General features: G+C 60.4%; 14 protein-coding genes and 1 pseudogene. 9 read left to right on the forward strand and 6 right to left on the reverse strand.

The genetic code is table 11. From position 1 onward, the window contains the following. Positions 1 to 513, forward strand: a 513-nt coding sequence (locus B7L72_RS04645; protein WP_139788450.1) for a methylated-DNA--[protein]-cysteine S-methyltransferase, incomplete at its 5' end; no start/stop codon positions are given. A 24-nt stretch (positions 514 to 537) separates the two neighbouring features. Here B7L72_RS04645 and B7L72_RS04650 read toward each other — a convergent pair. After that, positions 538 to 1,458, reverse strand: coding sequence for a glutaminase (locus B7L72_RS04650; protein ID WP_081192859.1), 921 nt, complete (start codon positions 1,456 to 1,458; stop codon positions 538 to 540). 157 nt (positions 1,459 to 1,615) lie between these two features. Between B7L72_RS04650 and B7L72_RS04655 the strand changes: the two genes are divergently transcribed. Continuing rightward, the gene (locus B7L72_RS04655) at positions 1,616 to 3,061 is read left to right on the forward strand and encodes a cobyric acid synthase (RefSeq protein WP_081192861.1); all 1,446 of its coding nucleotides are present in this window, start codon (positions 1,616 to 1,618) and stop codon (positions 3,059 to 3,061) included. A 10-nt stretch (positions 3,062 to 3,071) separates the two neighbouring features. Here the strand turns inward: B7L72_RS04655 and B7L72_RS04660 are convergent, their stop codons facing one another. Beyond that, positions 3,072 to 3,476 carry a RidA family protein gene (locus tag B7L72_RS04660; protein WP_081192863.1) on the reverse strand — a complete coding sequence of 135 codons (405 nt, stop codon included), beginning with the start codon at positions 3,474 to 3,476 and terminating at the stop codon, positions 3,072 to 3,074. Between the two features lie 175 nt (positions 3,477 to 3,651). On the opposite strand from B7L72_RS04660, the gene B7L72_RS04665 reads away from it, so the two are divergent. Both B7L72_RS04665 and B7L72_RS04670 read left to right on the forward strand, forming a co-directional pair. Continuing rightward, entirely contained in the window at positions 3,652 to 4,212 is a 561-nt protein-coding gene (locus tag B7L72_RS04665; RefSeq protein ID WP_081192865.1) for a hypothetical protein, read from the forward strand. 122 nt (positions 4,213 to 4,334) lie between these two features. Beyond that, positions 4,335 to 4,862: a cytochrome b gene (locus B7L72_RS04670; RefSeq protein WP_081138894.1), complete on the forward strand. Its 528-nt coding sequence runs from the start codon at positions 4,335 to 4,337 to the stop codon at positions 4,860 to 4,862. Between the two features lie 146 nt (positions 4,863 to 5,008). On the opposite strand, the gene B7L72_RS04675 is transcribed toward B7L72_RS04670, so the two are convergent. Next, positions 5,009 to 6,187: a vWA domain-containing protein gene (locus B7L72_RS04675; RefSeq protein ID WP_081138895.1), complete on the reverse strand. Its 1,179-nt coding sequence runs from the start codon at positions 6,185 to 6,187 to the stop codon at positions 5,009 to 5,011. Between the two features lie 3 nt (positions 6,188 to 6,190). Then, complete coding sequence (locus B7L72_RS04680; protein ID WP_081192867.1) at positions 6,191 to 7,045, reverse strand: AAA family ATPase; 855 nt, start codon at positions 7,043 to 7,045, stop codon at positions 6,191 to 6,193. A gap of 205 nt (positions 7,046 to 7,250) precedes the next feature. Between B7L72_RS04680 and B7L72_RS04685 the strand changes: the two genes are divergently transcribed. Further along, entirely contained in the window at positions 7,251 to 7,532 is a 282-nt protein-coding gene (locus B7L72_RS04685; protein ID WP_217806045.1) for a type II toxin-antitoxin system Phd/YefM family antitoxin, read from the forward strand. After that, entirely contained in the window at positions 7,532 to 7,912 is a 381-nt protein-coding gene (locus B7L72_RS04690; protein ID WP_081138899.1) for a type II toxin-antitoxin system VapC family toxin, read from the forward strand. The genes B7L72_RS04685 and B7L72_RS04690 overlap by 1 nt, the downstream gene beginning before the upstream one ends. A 28-nt stretch (positions 7,913 to 7,940) precedes the next feature. On the opposite strand, the gene B7L72_RS04695 is transcribed toward B7L72_RS04690, so the two are convergent. Further along, on the reverse strand, positions 7,941 to 9,920 hold the full coding sequence (locus B7L72_RS04695; protein ID WP_081192869.1) for a sigma-54-dependent Fis family transcriptional regulator: 1,980 nt from the start codon (positions 9,918 to 9,920) through the stop codon (positions 7,941 to 7,943). 288 nt (positions 9,921 to 10,208) lie between these two features. Between B7L72_RS04695 and B7L72_RS04700 the strand changes: the two are divergent. Next, a pseudogene (locus B7L72_RS04700) lies at positions 10,209 to 11,634 on the forward strand (NAD(P)-binding domain-containing protein). Positions 11,635 to 11,664: 30 nt separating this feature from the next. Then, positions 11,665 to 12,714 carry a 2,3-butanediol dehydrogenase gene (locus B7L72_RS04705; RefSeq protein ID WP_081193102.1) on the forward strand — a complete coding sequence of 350 codons (1,050 nt, stop codon included), beginning with the start codon at positions 11,665 to 11,667 and terminating at the stop codon, positions 12,712 to 12,714. A 62-nt stretch (positions 12,715 to 12,776) separates the two neighbouring features. Here B7L72_RS04705 and B7L72_RS04710 read toward each other — a convergent pair whose 3' ends face one another. Then, the gene (locus B7L72_RS04710; RefSeq protein ID WP_081192871.1) at positions 12,777 to 13,541 is read right to left on the reverse strand and encodes an SDR family oxidoreductase; all 765 of its coding nucleotides are present in this window, start codon (positions 13,539 to 13,541) and stop codon (positions 12,777 to 12,779) included. A gap of 185 nt (positions 13,542 to 13,726) precedes the next feature. Between B7L72_RS04710 and B7L72_RS04715 the strand changes: the two genes are divergently transcribed. After that, positions 13,727 to 15,460: a GAF domain-containing sensor histidine kinase gene (locus B7L72_RS04715; protein WP_081192873.1), complete on the forward strand. Its 1,734-nt coding sequence runs from the start codon at positions 13,727 to 13,729 to the stop codon at positions 15,458 to 15,460. The last annotated feature ends 1,131 nt before the right edge of the window (positions 15,461 to 16,591 follow it).

The following is a 16,591-nucleotide window of genomic DNA, read 5'->3' on the forward strand; positions in this document are numbered from 1 at the left end:
TATGGGGTTCACCCCACGCCGTTTGGCCAGGTGCTGGTCGCCACCACCCCGAGAGGCATTTGCCGCATGGGCTTTTTGGCAGCGACACCCGAAGCGGAGATTCTGGCGCAGCTGGCCGCCGAGTGGCCGCGCTGTACCTTGCGCCACCAGCCGGACGCCACGCGTTACGCCGTCGAGGCGCTGTTCGAACCGCCGCGCCGCGCAGCGCCTGGGGCACTTTCGCTGCATGTGCGGGGCACCAACTTTCAGCTCAACGTGTGGCGGGCACTGCTGATGATTCCGGGTGGGCAGCTTGCCAGCTACTCCCACATCGCCCAGTGGCTGGGGGCGCCGAAATCGTCTCGGGCGGTGGGTAACGCGGTGGGCGCCAACCCCGTGGCGCTGTGGATTCCCTGCCACCGGGTGATTCAGCAAAGCGGCGCCCTGGGTGGCTACCGCTGGGGGCTGGAGGTGAAACGCCAGGTCCAGGCCTGGGAAGCGGCCCAGCATCTGGAATCCTCGGACAGCGCTTGAAGCGAGTGACCGGCTAGGGCCCATCTAATGTCCAAATATGGACCAGCCCGTGCGCTGCACGAACATCTCCAGGGCGCGCACCCCCAGAAGGCTGTTGCCGTAGCTATCCAGCCCCGGTGACCAGACGGCCAGCGAGCCGCGCCCCGGCGCAATGGCCAGAATGCCGCCGCCCACGCCGCTCTTGCCCGGTAAGCCCACGCGGAAAGCAAATTCCCCCGAGGCATCGTAGTGGCCACACATCATCATCAACGAGTTGATTCGACGTGCCCGCTGGGGCGACACCACCCGGAGGTTGCTGGGGCGGTTGACGCCGTCGGAAGCCAGAAACAGCCCGGCGTGGGCCAGTTGCTCGCAGCTCATGGCGATGGCGCACTGGTGAAAGTAGGTGCCAAGCACTTTGTCCACGTCGTGGCGCAGCCGCCCAAAGGCTTTCATGAAGTGCGCCAGCGAGGCGTTGCGGTCCTTGTGCTGCATTTCCGAGGCGGCGACCTGATGGTCGAAGCAGATGCTGTTGTCGTCGGCGATATAGCGCACGAAGCTCAATATTTCGGCCAGGGTTTCCTTGGGGGCGTGGCCCATCATAATGGCGTCTACCACCGCAATGGCCCCGGCATTGATGAACGGGTTGCGCGGTTTACCGCTCTCGTGTTCCAGCTGCACGATGGAGTTGAAGGGGTCGCCGGAGGGTTCGCGGCCGACGTTGGACCACAGCGCATCGCCGAGCTTGCCTAGGGCAATGGTCAGGGTGAAGACCTTGGAAATACTCTGAATCGAGAACGGCGTGGCGGCGCAGCCCGCCGAGAAGCGCTCGCCCTCGACGGTGGCCAGGCTGATGGCAAACTGGTTGGGGTCTACATGGGCCAGTTGGGGAATGTAGTCGGCCACCTTGCCGCGCTCGGTGGCGTGGGATAGCTCGTCGGCAATCTCGTTCAGTAGCGTTTGCATCTCGGGGTCATCGCTCGCTTCAAGAGCCGCTACCCTAGCGGATAACGAGCAGTCTGTCTGCCCGTTATCCGGCCCTTCCACGCCGCACCTTGTGCAGCCTGAGGACGCGCGATTTAATGGACGGATATTCAGCAACTGCGTAGGCCGAGAAGACGCCATGACCACACTGATGATTCAAGGCACCACCTCGGATGCAGGCAAAAGTACCGTGGTGGCGGGGCTGTGCCGTGTTTTGCAGCGCCGGGGGTTCTCGGTGGCTCCGTTCAAGCCCCAGAACATGGCGCTCAACAGCGCCGTGACCATCGATGGCGGAGAGATTGGCCGCTCCACTGCGCTTCAGGCCCAGGCGGCGGGGGTGATGCCGCACAGCGACATGAACCCGGTGCTGCTCAAGCCGGAAACGGACCGGGGTGCCCAGGTGATCCTGCGGGGCAAGGTACATGGCCATATGGATGCGCTGGATTATCACGCCTTCAAGCGTACCGCCCAGGCGAGCGTGATGGCCGCCTGGCAGGCGTTGTCCCAGCGCCATGAGGTGATCATTGCCGAAGGGGCGGGAAGCCCGGCAGAGATCAACCTGCGCAAGGGGGATATCGCCAACATGGGCTTTGCCGAAGCCGTGGATTGCCCGGTACTGCTGGTGGGCGATATCGACCGCGGTGGGGTGTTTGCCCAGCTGGTGGGTACCCTGGCGCTGCTGAGCGACAGCGAGCAGGCGCGGACCAAGGGGTTCATCATCAACCGTTTTCGGGGGGATATCGGGCTACTGGAGCCGGGGCTCGAGTGGCTGACGGCGCGCACCCGCAAACCGGTACTGGGTACGTTGCCCTATCTGCCCGGACTGCTGTTGGATGCCGAAGACAGCATTGGCACGGTGCAGGCAGAAAAACAGCGCGACACCCTGAACGTCATCGTGCCTGCCTTGCCACGCATCAGTAACCACACCGACTTCGATGCCTTGCGCCTGCACCCGCAGGTATCGTTGAGCTTTATCGGGCCGGACCAGCCGATACCGGCGGCCGACGTGATCATCCTGCCGGGCAGTAAAAGCACCGCCAGCGACCTGGCCTGGCTGAAGCGCCAAAGGTGGGAGGCTGCCATTGCCAGGCACTTGCGTTACGGGGGCAAGGTGCTGGGCATTTGCGGCGGTTTTCAGATGCTGGGGGAGTGGGTGGACGACCCCGAAGGGCTGGAGGGAGCCGCCGGACGGGTGGCGGGCCTGGGCTGGCTGGCGCTTTCGACGCGCATGGCCCCGGCCAAGCAACTGCGCAACGTGCACGGAGTGCTGGCCGGTAGCCAGGTGGCGGTGAGCGGCTACGAAATCCATCACGGCGTGAGTGAGGGCAAGGCGCTGGAGCGCCCGCTCTTCGACCTGGGCGGCCATTTTGATGGGGCCATCAGCGAGGATGGGCAAGTGTTGGGCACCTACCTGCACGGGTTGTTCGACCACCCCGATGCCTGTCAGGCCTTGCTGGAACGGTTGGGGCTGACCAGCGCCAGTCGCATCGATTACACCGCCCACCGTGAACAGGCGCTGGATCGCCTGGCCGATACGCTGGAGGCGCACCTGGATATCGAAGCAATACTGGCCTTGCTGAGGTGAAGGCAAACATTTACTTTTCTGGGCTTGCTTTGCGTGCCCGCTTGGCCATCAGGGTAATTTCTACCTGGCTGCCACCGCAGATATGCGGGGATTCGGTGCAAGTTCGTGCGGGGTAGCGTCCTGGTTCAAAGAAGTCAGCATAGACGCTGTCCAAAGCGCTAATCTGTTTCAGATCCGCCAGGTGAACATCTACCCTCACGACATCCGCGAGGCTACCGCCTTCCTGCACCAGCATGCGTTCCAGCTCACGCATCACCAAACGGGTCTCTTCTTTCACATCACCACGGGCTACGTCGCCATTGGAGAGATCGGCCACGGTAAGGCCAGAGATAAACGCGTAGTGGTCGTCGATTACCATGTGGCTGCCCGGAAAGTCGGGTTTAGGCAGAGTAGGATCGTTGATGAACTGTGTCATGTGTTCTCCTTGGCAATACAAACATGCCTTGCCCATAGTGCGACTGTGCCATAACCACTGGGTTCCATCGAAACAGGCTGGTGTCTCCCCGCGCTTTGCTCTACGCTGGCGGGCTTTTATAGCCCGCTCAGCGCTTATTGAAGGGCGGGGTAGATGAACGCAACGAGAGGGCGTCATGAAGGTAGTCCATGTAAGTGAACGTGCCCAGCGGGATGCGTGTTTGGCCAGATTGTGTGCCGATGTCTATGGCCAGGCGGCAGGGTTGACGCCGCTGGTGGTCTTCACCGGAACCCGGAACGTGCTGTTTGCCCAGGAAGGCGCGCGCTTGCTGGCGGGGGTGGATGGCAACGGCAAGCCACTGGCCTTGGCGCTGCTGGTGCTGGACGAGAAAGGCCAAGGCATGACCGTCACCCATGCCTGCGAGCTGGTGGAAGGGGCCAAGGCCCGTCTGCTGAGCGAACTGAGCCTGAAGGCGCCGCTACGTGTCGAGGTGAGCAGCGAGCAGGAAGAGGCGTTCTACCAGCAGTGCGGGTTCAAGCGCTGGTGGACCACGGCGCAGGGCCAGCGCGTTGGGCTCGTGGCGCGCCATCCTGCCAGCCATGTGGATGAGCTGGCGCCCACCCTGGAGCTGGACGAGGCGTTGATTCTGCGTCGTTTCAAGCACGACGCGGCCGCTTTCGGCCAGGCCAAGGAAGCCTTCCTGGCGGGCTTGAATCAGTTCCCGACGTCTTTGTAGCCTTCAGGTGGAACGGCGTGTTCCATGTTTGAGAACCTGTTTGCACGTTGTTGTCACGAAGCGTCGTCAAGTTCAGGGTAAAATGGCTTCCTCAATAGTGATGGTTATGAGGAATTTGCATCATGGCGCTTGCGATCATGGATTCGACGTCTCGTTACGGCCTGGTGAGTCGTGCGTTGCACTGGGGCATGGCCCTGCTGTTCGTTTGGCAATTCAGTGGCGCTGGGGCACGGGTGCTGCTGGAAGATACGGCCATTGAAAGCTTCTTGTGGGGCACTCATCGAAACGTTGGCGTGCTGCTGATGACGCTGGTGGTGCTGCGGGCGCTCTGGGCGTTGGCCAATGCCTCGCGCCGCCCGCCTGCCGTGAGCGTCATGGCCAAGCTGGGCCATCTGGCACTCTATGGCCTGATGATCGCGGTACCCACCATTGCGCTGATTCGTCAGTACGGCTCGGGGCGGCCGCTGGAGGTATTCGGCGTGCCGCTGATGTCGGGAGGCGGTGAGCGCGTGGAGTGGATGATCAACCTGGGCGGCTTGCTGCACGGTGAGCTTGGCTGGGCGCTGCTGGTACTGGTGCTGGGCCATATCGGCATGGCGGTGCTGCACCGTCGCTTGACGGGCCACAGCCTGATGACCCGCATGGCATAGCCTGCGCGCCCGTTCAGCATAGCGTCCATAAAAACGGCGTGCCTCCTGGGCACGCCGTTTTTTGTGCGCTGCAGTTGTGGTGAATAGTTGTGGTGAATGGTTGTGACGGAGAGTTTTGGTGAACAGTCGTGGCGAAGAGACGCCCGCTACTTGGCCAGGTCACGCATGGCGTTTTCCAGCCCCTCCAGGGTCATGGGGTACATGCGGTCGTCGATCAGCTCGCGGATCAGGGTGGTCGAGTAGGTGTACTCCCAGGCGCGGGGTGGCATGGGGTTCAGCCACGCCAACCGGGGGAATTTATCGGCCAGCCGTTTGAGCCACACTCCGCCCGCTTCGTCGTTGAAGTGCTCCACGCTACCGCCACGGTGGGTGACCTCGTAAGGCGACATGGCGGCGTCGCCGACGATGACCACCTGGTAGTCCGCGCCGTAGGTGTGCAGCACGTCCATGGTAGGGATACGCTCGTTACCACGACGCAGGTTGTTTTTCCAGACGCCTTCGTAGAGGCAGTTATGGAAGTAGTAGTGCTCCAGGTGCTTGAACTCGGAGCGTGCCGCAGAAAAGAGCTCTTCGCATACCCGGATGTGGTCGTCCATGGAGCCGCCCACGTCCAGAAACAGCAGCACCTTGACCGCATTGTGGCGCTCCGGGCGCATCTGGATATTGAGCAGCCCGGCATCGCGGGCGGTTTCGCGAATGGTGCCGTCCACATCGAACTCGTCCCTGGCGCCCTGGCGGGCGAATTTGCGCAGCCGTCGCAGGGCCATTTTGATGTTGCGGGTGCCCAGCTCCAGAGAGTCGTCGTAATCGCGAAAGCGTCGCTCGTCCCACACTTTGGTGGCGCGGCGGTGGCGGGAGCCGTCTTGCCCAATTCGAATGCCTTCCGGGTTGTAGCCGTAGGCCCCAAAGGGGCTGGTGCCGCCGGTGCCAATCCACTTGTTGCCCCCCGCGTGGCGCTCTTTCTGCTCTTCCAGGCGCTTCTTGAAGGTCTCGATAAGCTCTTCCAACCCGCCCAGCGACTCGATCCTGGCTTTCTCTTCATCGGTGAGCTGTTTCTCGAATTCGCGGCGCAGCCACTCGTCGGGAATCAGCGCTTCGATGGCGGCGTCCATGTCCTCGATGCCCTTGAACCAGGCGGCAAAAGCGCGATCGAAGCGGTCGAAGTGGCGCTCATCCTTCACCATGACCGTGCGCGCGACCTGATAGAACGCCTCCATATCGGCAAACACCACGCCACGCTCCACCACCGCGTGAAGGTCTAAAAGCTCCCGCAGTGAAACGGGTACGCCTGCGCGTTTCAGGGTCTCGAACAAGCCGATGAACATGGCTTAGCGCCCGCTGTTCTTCTGGCGGCGCATCATGAACGCCAGGCGTTCCAGCAGGTGGGTGTCCTGCTCGTTCTTGACCAGCGCGCCGGCCATGGGCGGTAGCGCCTTGGCGGGGTCGCGATGATACAGCGCTTCCTGGGCCAGCTCGTCGGCCATCAGCAGCTTGAGCCAATCGACCAGCTCGGAAGTGGAAGGCTTCTTCTTCAGCCCTGGAGCGCTGCGCAGGTCGAAAAAGACCTCCAGCGCCTCGCTGGCGAGCCTGGGGGCGATGTCGGGAAAGTGAACGTCGACGATGGCCTGCATGGTCTCGCGGTCGGGGAACTCGATGTAGTGGAAGAAGCAGCGGCGCAGGAAGGCGTCCGGCAGCTCTTTTTCATTGTTGGACGTGATGACGATGATCGGGCGCTGCTCGGCACGGATGGTCTCGCCGGTTTCATAAACGTGAAACTCCATACGATCCAGCTCCTGGAGCAGGTCGTTGGGGAATTCGATGTCCGCCTTGTCGATTTCGTCGATCAACAGCACGACACGCTCGCCAGCGGTGAAGGCTTCCCAGAGCTTGCCGGGCTTGATGTAGTTGCCGACGTTCTCGACGCCTTCCACGCCCAGCTGCGAGTCGCGCAGGCGGCTCACCGCATCGTATTCGTAGAGCCCCTGGGCTGCCTTGGTGCTGGACTTGATATGCCAGGTGATCAGCCGAGTGCCCAGCGAAGCCGCCAGCTCTTCGGCCAGCAGCGTCTTGCCGGTGCCCGGCTCGCCCTTGATGAGCAGCGGGCGCTGGAGTACCACGGCGGCATTCACCGCCTGCTTAAGCGCGTCGGTTGCGATGTAAGAAGAAGTGGATTCAAACGCCATGGGAGAGCCTCGGCTTGTCGAAAGCGGGTTTATAAAAGGGTAAACGAATTCAAACAAGTGTACGTGAGGGTTGTGCTCAAGGCCAAGAGGATACACCGCGATGGCTACGACGGGTGGTATGCCGGTGTCTCAAAAGTTACACTTATCTGCGTAACTTAATCACTCCGCAGCTGTCATAATCGCTACAACAGAAGATAACGATAGCGTGGAACGAGAGGGCAACGTCATGCATGCCAACGTCAACCAGCTGCGTTTACAAACCAGGGCGCTCTTGGCGGCGACGCAGCGCGGGGAAACCGTCGACATCACCTACCGTGGTAAGCCTTGTGCTCGGTTAATCGGTGTCGTTGAGAACGACCAGAAAACGCGCCCGGAGCGTAACCCTGCCTTCGGTTTATGGGCGGATCAGGGTAGCTCGAATGGCAACGATGTCGAGTCACAAGTGCGTCGCTTGCGCGCTCCACGTAACTTCGAGATGAGTGAGTGATGCTCGTCGATACAGACGTACTGATCTGGAATCTCCGCGGTAATATTGCGGCGGCAGAACGACTGGATGACTTGCCTGGTTTTTCGTTGTCCGCTGTGAGTTATATGGAGTTGGTTCAGGGCATGCGCAACAAGCAAGAACTCAACCAACTGCGCCAAGCGCTACACTATTGGCAGGCGAAAATAGTTCATTTGGACGAAGGCGTCTCGGCGCGTGCCACGTTTCTGGTCGAAAGCTACGCACTCAGCCATAACATGCAAATGGCAGATGCACTTATTGCCGCAACGGCCATGGAACTGGGGGCTCCCTTGCTAACCGCCAATGATCGCCATTACCGACATATTGATGGGTTGGATTTAGACATCTTTCGTCCAGGTTAAATGGCTCAGTCGGTCGCTGAACAACATATCACCCCTGCCAGTTCGGCGGCACTATGCCTTGCTGCTGCATCTTCCGGTATACGGTAGGCCTCGAGACCCCAAGCAGACGAGCCACGGCGCTAATGTTCCAGTGCTGCTCCTTGAGTGTTTCCAGCAGTGTGTGATCGCTGTCGCTACCAGCGACTGCCGTCAGGGGAGGTGCTTGCCGCGTGATGCGTTGGCTTAGGCACTGCTCGGGTAAATCATAAACTGTGATTTCCTCGCTTTCTGAGGTGGCCAAGGCAAACGCCAGGGCATTTTTTAGTTGGCGGATATTACCAGGCCAGGTGTAGGCCAGCAGGGCGCTGATGGCATCGGCTCTCAGGCGGGGCGTGTGTGCTCCCTGGCGCTCGTTGACGACCTCATCGAACACCTGACGAATCACGAAGAGCCGGTCGGCTCGCTCACGCAGGGCGGGCAGGCTGAGCTGGGCACCGTTCAGGCGGTAATAAAGGTCTTCGCGGAACTCACCCTGAGCAATCATGGCGTCGATATGGCGATGGGTGGCGGAAATGACCCGAATATCGACTTTTTCGGGTTTATTCGCCCCCAGCGGCATCACTTCGCGCTCGGCCAGTACCCGCAGCAGGCGGGTTTGCAGCGCCAGCGGCATGTCGCCGATCTCATCCAGAAACAGGGTGCCGCCATGGGCCTGGGGGATCAGCCCGCGCATGCCTTTGGCTCGGCCGCCGGTAAAGGCGCCGGGTTCGTAGCCAAACAGCTCGCTTTCGATCAGGGCTTCGGGAATGGCCGCACAGTTCACCGCCACGAAGGGGCCGTTGGCCCGGTGGCCGCTGTCGTGCAGGGCTCTCGCCACGACTTCCTTGCCGGTGCCTGTTTCGCCGGTGATCAACACGTTGACGCTGACCTCATTGCGCAACCTATCGGCGAGCTTCTGGACTTTGCGCATGGCGGGGTCGTCGCCACCCAGCCGTGCCAACGGCGCGGCCAAGGGAGTCTGGGAACGCTCTACTGCCTCTCGGCGGGGCCGTTTTGGCTCCAGCAGGCTTAAGAAATAGATGGTATTGCTGGCACGGGCACGAAACGCTCGCAGTTGGTCGTCGTTGGCGCCATTGATGCTCAGTACGTCGGCCATGTCGCACTCGAACAGCTCACCCAGCATGGGGGCGTGATGGCTTGACCAGGGCGGCCAGCGGCGCTGGTGCGCACTGATCAGCTCACGGCCCACGGCGTTGGCGGCAATCACTTGCCCGTTCTCTTCCATGGCGATGAGACCGCGCCCGTTGACATGCACGAACTCTCGCGAGGTATCCAGGCGCACCATCAGGCAGTCGCGGTAGCGTTGCAAGAAGTAGGCATCTTCGATCATGCGGGCGTAAAGCGTGACCAGCGAGAGGCTGAAGTTCTGGCTTTCGTGCTGGGCCGGGGAGTGGAGCGCTGAAATGTCCAGCACGGCCATGACGTTGCCCTGCGGGTCGGCGATGGGGGCAGCGGTGCAGGTGAGTGAAATATGCGTGGCGTCGAAGTGCTCCTGGCGGTGGCAAATGATCGCCTGGCGGTCGTGCAGGCAGGTGCCCACCGCACAGGTGCCTGCAAAGCGTTCGTCCCAGTCGGCCCCCAAATAGAGGCCCGCCTTGCGTAGCTGCTGGTCCTGGCTGGGGTTGCCGCGAAACTCGACGGTAATACCCCGGTGGTCGGTGAGCAACAGCACGTAGCCGAGCTGGGCGATTTGCCCGTAGAGCTGGTCGACCCCGGCTCGGGCAACGTGCAGCAGTTCATCGACGGATTCGCGATGCTCGAGCAGTGTTTGCTGGGGCACCACTCGGGCAGGGCGGGGCTGCGTGGGGTCGAGCCGATACTCGTTCAAGCAGCGCAGCCAGGAGCGGCGGATGGTGGCCTGCGCCGGGAGCTGGGGCACATCCAGCCCTTCGCCGAGCTGAAAGATGTGTTCGATGTGCTGGCGCTGCATCGGGGCCAGGCGGGTCGGTGGCAGTGATGGCGTTGGCATGGCGTATCCACACAAAATTCTTGTTGTGTCTCCAGCCTATGCGCTTTGTGGTGGGTGTCAACGAGGGCGTATTACGCCGTTAGTCGCGCGTTACACCTGTAACGTGGCGCGTACACAAGGCGTGACAGCTGTACGCGGTTGGCGTGGTTTGATAGCGCTTCGAAGATGCTTGATTGTTTATGTTTTTCAGTCATTTATTACCGGTTTTGAGCGTTTGGCACGGCGGGTGCTTAGGGTTGTATGTCTTATCGACAGCTCAACAATAACAACGACCCTGGAGTACCCGCGATGACTCACACCGAGGCAAGTACACCCTCTAACGCCACCACCTCCGTTCAAGCATGGCTGCAGGCCCTGGATGACGCGCTGCAGGCGCAGGATATTCAGCGCGTATTAACGCTGTTCAACGACGAGTGCTATTGGCGCGACTTTTTATCCTTTACCTGGAATCTCAAAACCTGCGAAGGCAAACAGGAGATTCAGGCGATGCTGGAGGCCACCCTGGCGAATACCCGGCCTGGCCAGTGGCAGATAGACGGCGACGCCAGTGAGAACGGCGATACCGTGGAGGCGTGGTTCACGTTTAAAACGGCCATTGCCAGCGGCAAAGGCTACCTGCGGTTGAAGAACGGCAAGTGTTGGACGCTGCTCACCACCCTGCAGGCGCTGGATGATTTTCCCGAACCGCGTAACCACCACCGCCCCAAAGGGGCCGAGCATGGCGCCAACAAACAGCGCGAAACCTGGCTGGAAGCCCGCGAGCGTGAAGAGGCTGAGCTGGGCTATACGCGCCAGCCCTACTGCGTGATCATCGGAGGAGGACAAGGCGGCATTGGCCTGGGGGCGCGGCTAAAGCAGATGGGCGTGCCTACCCTCATCATCGAGCGTAACGAACGCGCGGGGGACTCCTGGCGCAAGCGCTATAAATCCCTCTGCCTGCATGACCCGGTGTGGTACGACCACCTGCCCTATATTCCGTTTCCCGACAACTGGCCGGTGTTTGCCCCGAAAGACAAAGTGGGCGACTGGCTGGAAATGTACACAAAAGTGATGGAGCTCAACTATTGGAGTTCCACCACCTGCGATAATGCACGCTTCGATGAAGCTGCAGGCGAGTGGGTGGTGAACGTCAAGCGCAACGGTGAGCAGATCACGCTACGTCCGAAACAGCTGGTGATGGCCACCGGCATGTCGGGCATGCCTAACATCCCCAAATTTCCGGGCGCGGAGTATTTCGAAGGCGAGCAACAGCACTCCAGCCAGCATCCGGGGCCAGACGCCTACGCCGGTAAAAAGTGCGTGATCGTGGGGTCGAACAACTCGGCCCACGACATTGCGGCGGCTCTCTGGGAGCACGATGCCGATGTCACTATGCTTCAGCGCTCTTCGACGCATATCGTCAAGTCGGACTCGTTGATGGAAGAGGTGCTGGGGCCGCTCTATTCGGAAAATGCGGTGGCGGGTGGCCTGACCCATGACAAGGCTGACCTGCTGTTTGCGTCGATTCCCTACAAGGTGCTGCCCGATTTCCAGCGGCCAGCCTTCGCCGCCATCAAGCAGCGTGATGCGGCGTTTATCGTATACGCCACGGGCTATGGCTCGATGAATGGCTGGGCGGCACTACTCGCACTACCTGGCGCTGCAGTTGAAAGCGCGTATGGAAGGCCTGGAAACTCCCGTGTACGGGCTTCAGCCGGTACATCATGTGTCTTGATAGGAAGGACTAGTCATGAGTCAAACCAATATGCAAGCAGCGGTGTGGTATGCAGCCAGGGATCTTCGCGTGGAGCAGGTGCCTGTGCCTACCATTAACGATCCTCACTCGGTGAAGGTGAAAGTAGCCGCCTGTGGGATTTGCGGCAGCGATTTGCATGAATACGCCGCCGGGCCGATTTTTATCCCGGTGGGCAAGCCGCACCCCATCAGCGGCGAACAGGCGCCCATCATCATGGGCCATGAGTTTGCGGGGGAAGTGGTGGAGGTCGGTGAAAAAGTCACCCGCGTGAAGGTGGGGGATCGCGTCGCCATCGAGCCGATCCTTTCGCCCAACAAGGATGGCGCTTACCAGATGGAGCGCTACAACCTGACGCCGCTGCTCGGCTTCCACGGCCTTTCCGGTGGCGGCGGTGGCTTTTCCGAGTTCACCGTCATGGGCGAGCACATGGTGCACAAACTGCCGGATGACCTGAGCTTCGAGCAGGGGGCCCTGGTAGAGCCCGCCGCCGTGGCGCTGCATGCGGTGCGCCAGAGCTGCCTGAAAGCTGGAGATAGTGCTGCGGTGTTCGGCGCCGGGCCGATTGGCCTGATGACCATCGAGGCCCTCAAGGCCGCCGGGGCTGCGCAGATCTACGCGATAGAAGTCGCGCCATCCCGCAAAGCCAAAGCCGAAGCGTTGGGAGCCATTGTGGTCGACCCACAGCAAGAAGACGCCGTGGAGAAGCTGCACGCATTGAGCGAGGGTGGGGTCGATGTGGCGTTCGAAGTCACCGGCATTCCCGCCGTGCTCAACCAGGCGCTGCACAGTACCCACGAAGGCGGCGAAGTGGTGGTGGTGAGCATATGGGAGGGGGACGCCAGCTTCCAGCCCAATGACCTGGTCATCAAGGAGCGCACCATGAAAGGCATCATTGCCTATCGGCATGTCTATCCGGCGGTGATGGCGTTGATGCAGCGGGGCTATTTCCGGGCCGAAGACATGGTCGCCCAGCGTATTCCTCTGGCCAACATCGTCGAAGAGGGCTTCGAGGCGCTGTTGAGCGACAAGGCGCAGGTGAAAATCATCGTCACGCCCTAGGGACGCCTTTCGTCACCCGCAAAGGCCATCTTCGGATGGCCTTTTTTGGCATGAGCGGGTCGCTACTCGGCGTAGATCATTTTGCGGGTCATGCCGCCGTCGGCCACGATGTTCTGACCGGTGATGAACCCGGCCTCGTCGGACAGCAGAAAGCGCGTCAGGGCAGCGATGTCTTGGGGCGTGCCCACGCGCCCAGCCGGGTGCTGGTCACGATCGATGGCGCGGTGCTCCACCGGCTGCTGGCGGCTGGGCTTTTGCCAGTCGCCCACTTCGATCCAGCCTGGGCTGATGGCGTTGACGCGAATGTCCGGGCCAAGGCTCACGGCAAGCGCATGGGTGAGGGCTACGATGCCGCCTTTGCTGGCTGCATAAGCTTCGGTGTCGGGTTCGGATTGAAGGGCCCGGGACGAGGCCATCAGCACGATACTGCCTCCATGAGGCCGCAAATGCGCCGCCCCATACTTGGCGCACAGGAACGCGCCGGTGAGGTTGGTATTCAAATAGGCTTGCCAGGTTTCCAGTGGCAGCTGTTCGATCGTGCCATGAAACGGATCGGCGATGCCCGCGTTATGGACGATACCATCCAGCCTGCCAAAGTGTTGCACGGTACGTTCGAGCGTGCGGGCAATGTGTTCCTCTTGGCTGACGTCAGCTTCCAGAACCAGTAGCTGGTCGTACTGTTTCAACCGCTGCGCCGCAGCGCGCAGCGCTTCTGTATCGATATCGACGATGGCCACCTGGTGGCCGTTGGAGAGGAGTTCATTCGCAATGCCCAGACCAATCCCCTGGGCACCGCCGGTCACATACACTGTTTTACGCTGCATCATGACGATTTTACCGCTTGAAGGCCAAGTGAGTAGGGGAAACGTGCGCTAGCGGGGTCAAATGTAAAATATCTATACAGCTAACGACAGCGTTCACTTTAATGCATAGAGTTAATTGTATTGATGGGGATCGAGCATAGTGTAAGCGCCGGGCCAGGGTGGCATGCAAGCCAATTGAGGGGTGGAAAATGGGGGAGAGTGAGCGGGCGCGGCTTCAGGCACTGCATGGTTTGGCACTGCTGGATACGCCACCCGAAGAGCGCTTTGATCGCTTTACGCGGCTTGCCATTCAGTTATTTGGGGTCGATATCGCGCTCGTCTCACTGGTGGACGAGGAGCGGCAGTGGTTCAAGTCCCGCCAAGGACTTGCGCTGACACAAACCTGTCGAGAAGAGTCCTTTTGTGCCCACGCCATTCAGACTGACGGCATTTTTGAAGTGGCAGATGCGAGCCTGGATCCACGTTTTCGCCAGAACGTGCTGGTGACCACACGCGGCGGAATACGTTTCTATGCCGGTGTGCCACTCACCACGTCCAGCGGATTTCGCGTGGGGACGCTGTGCATCATTCATCCCGAGCCCCGCCGCTTGTCTCTTGTCGAGCGCCAGGCACTGATCGACCTGGCGGCATGCGTAGAGGAAGAGATCAACCGTAAGGCCATGGAGCAGGAGCTGGCGGCCATCCGTCGTGCTCGCGAGCGCCTTCAGCAGGCCGAGCAGGAGCAGCGCCGAATGGTCAGCGCCCTGACCGCCTTGAACGAAATCAGCACATCGTCTGCCCTGAGCCTTTCAGAACAGCTCAATGCCAGCCTGGCGTTGGGGTGCGATTATCTGGGGATGCAGATCGGTATCGTCAGCCGTATCGAGCAGGGCGTGTTCGAGGTCGTGGCGGTGCAGGCTCCTCAGCACGTGCCGCTGAGCTCGGGTCAGTGCCTGCCGCTGGCCAACACGTACTGTGACATGACGTTAGCGCAGCCGGGCGTGTTGACCATCGAGCATGCAGGGCAGAGTAGCGCCCGACACCACCCCTGTTACAACGCATTTGGTTTTGAGGCTTATATTGGCAGCGCCATTCACTTGAGTGAACAGGTCTTTGGAACCGTCAGCTTTTCATCGGCGGCACCTCGGGCGCAGGCGTTTGCCAAAACCGACGAGCTGTTCCTGAAACTGCTCAGCCGCTGGATAGGGGCCACTCTGGACCGCCAGCGTGTCGAGGCCATGAAAAGTGAATTCGTCTCCACCGTTAGCCATGAGCTGCGCACGCCGCTGACGGCCATGACCGGCAGCATCAAACTGGTCATGGCAGGCGCCACGGGCGCACTCCCCCAGCATACACAGCAGATGCTGGCGCTGGCACTGAAAAACGGTGAACGTCTGGCGCGCTTGATCAATGATCTACTGGATATTGATAAGCTGCTGGCAGGCAAGCTGCATTTTGTGTGTCAGCCGCAACCCCTGAGCGTATTGCTGAACGCGGCTGTTGATGAAAATCGGTCCTGCGCGGCGGAGTATGACGTGACGCTGGTCGTGGAACCCTTGATGCAGGAGCATTGGATCAAGGTGGATACGCTGCGATTTCAGCAGGTCATGACACATTTGCTCTCCAACGCTGCTAAATTTTCTTTATCTGGCGGGCGCGTCACTATATTTTGTGAGGAGCATGATAAAAACGTGCGAATCAACGTTCAGGATACGGGTTGCGGTATTCCTGACGATTTCAAGCCGAGGGTTTTTCAGAAATTCTCGCAGGCAGATTCCAGTGACCGGCGCGTTAAGGGAGGTACGGGTTTGGGACTTTCGATTTGCAAGGCGATCACCGAGCATATGGGCGGTAGCATCGGTTTTACCTCTCACCAAGGGCAGGGCAGCACGTTTTACATCTCGTTTCCTTGGGTAGAGGAGCAGGGTCGTGCGCTTCACTAATCAATTACACTGGTCTAGCGGTGTTTCTCGTAATGCAGGTTTGGGGCTGTTAGCGGCACTGTTGATGGCTGGCATTATTGGCAACATGCTTCAGCTATCAGTGCTGTTCAACGTCTACTTCGTGTTCGGTTCTGTGGCCGTGATGCTGGCCATTGCCTGGCTAGGCACTTGGCCCGCTATTCTGATTGGCACGCTGGCTGGGGCTTATACCTATGTGTTCTGGGAAAACCCGGTCACCGTGGCGATTTTCATTCTCGAAGCCGTCGTGGTGTCACTGCTTTATCGTTACGTCGTCAAAAACCTGATCATCGCGAGCCTCATCTTCTGGACTGTGGTGGCGGCCCCCATCGACTTCATCTTTTTCCCCTTCCTGTTGGGCTGGTCTCAGGAACTGACGCAGCTGGTCTATTTGAAACAGGCCATCAATGGCGTGCTGAATACCGTCATCGCCAGCGTGATTCTGGTGCTGTGTGGCTTGTCTCGGCGACCTTGGCTGCCTACGGCCGCGCCACTGCTGTCGCTGCGCCATCTGCTGTTCTGCGCGCTGCTATCGGTCACCCTGTTGACGGGCATTCCGCTGGTGCTGTATGAAGGGTACTCGATGCGCCAGGCCCAGGAGGGGTTCGTCGAGCAGACGCTGACTTCCCATGCCAATGAGCTTCAGGAGAGGTTGGCAGAGCCTGAGGCCGAGCAACGCATCGCCTACCATCTCAATCGGGTGCGAGGCTCCAGTGGTGTCGACATCGGCGTGCTGGATGCCAGTGGGCGTTTGCTTGGCCAAGTGGGTATCTTGAGGTCACTCGACCTGCAGCTCGGTGATGAGCTAAGGCCGATCAATGAGCGTATCTCCATGTGGTTGCCGGGGCGGTTGGAAACGCCGGCGTGGCGGTTTTCGCAAGGCCACTATGTGCTGGACGTGCCACTCCAGGGAGATACAGAGGCCGATCGCGTCGTGCTCGAAACCGCCGCACTGCCCACGGTACGTGTCATGGAGGCCTACCGTATCGTGCTGTTCATGATGCTGGGAGCGGTCATCGTCGTGGGGGTTGTGTTGGCCGAATTGCTCAGCCGTTTGATCAGTCAGCCACTGCTGCAACTGGCCAAGGCGGGCAAGACCCTTAGTTCCTCTAT

It is taken from the genome of Halomonas sp. BC1, from assembly GCF_002078135.1.
Taxonomy (GTDB): domain Bacteria; phylum Pseudomonadota; class Gammaproteobacteria; order Pseudomonadales; family Halomonadaceae; genus Vreelandella; species Vreelandella stevensii.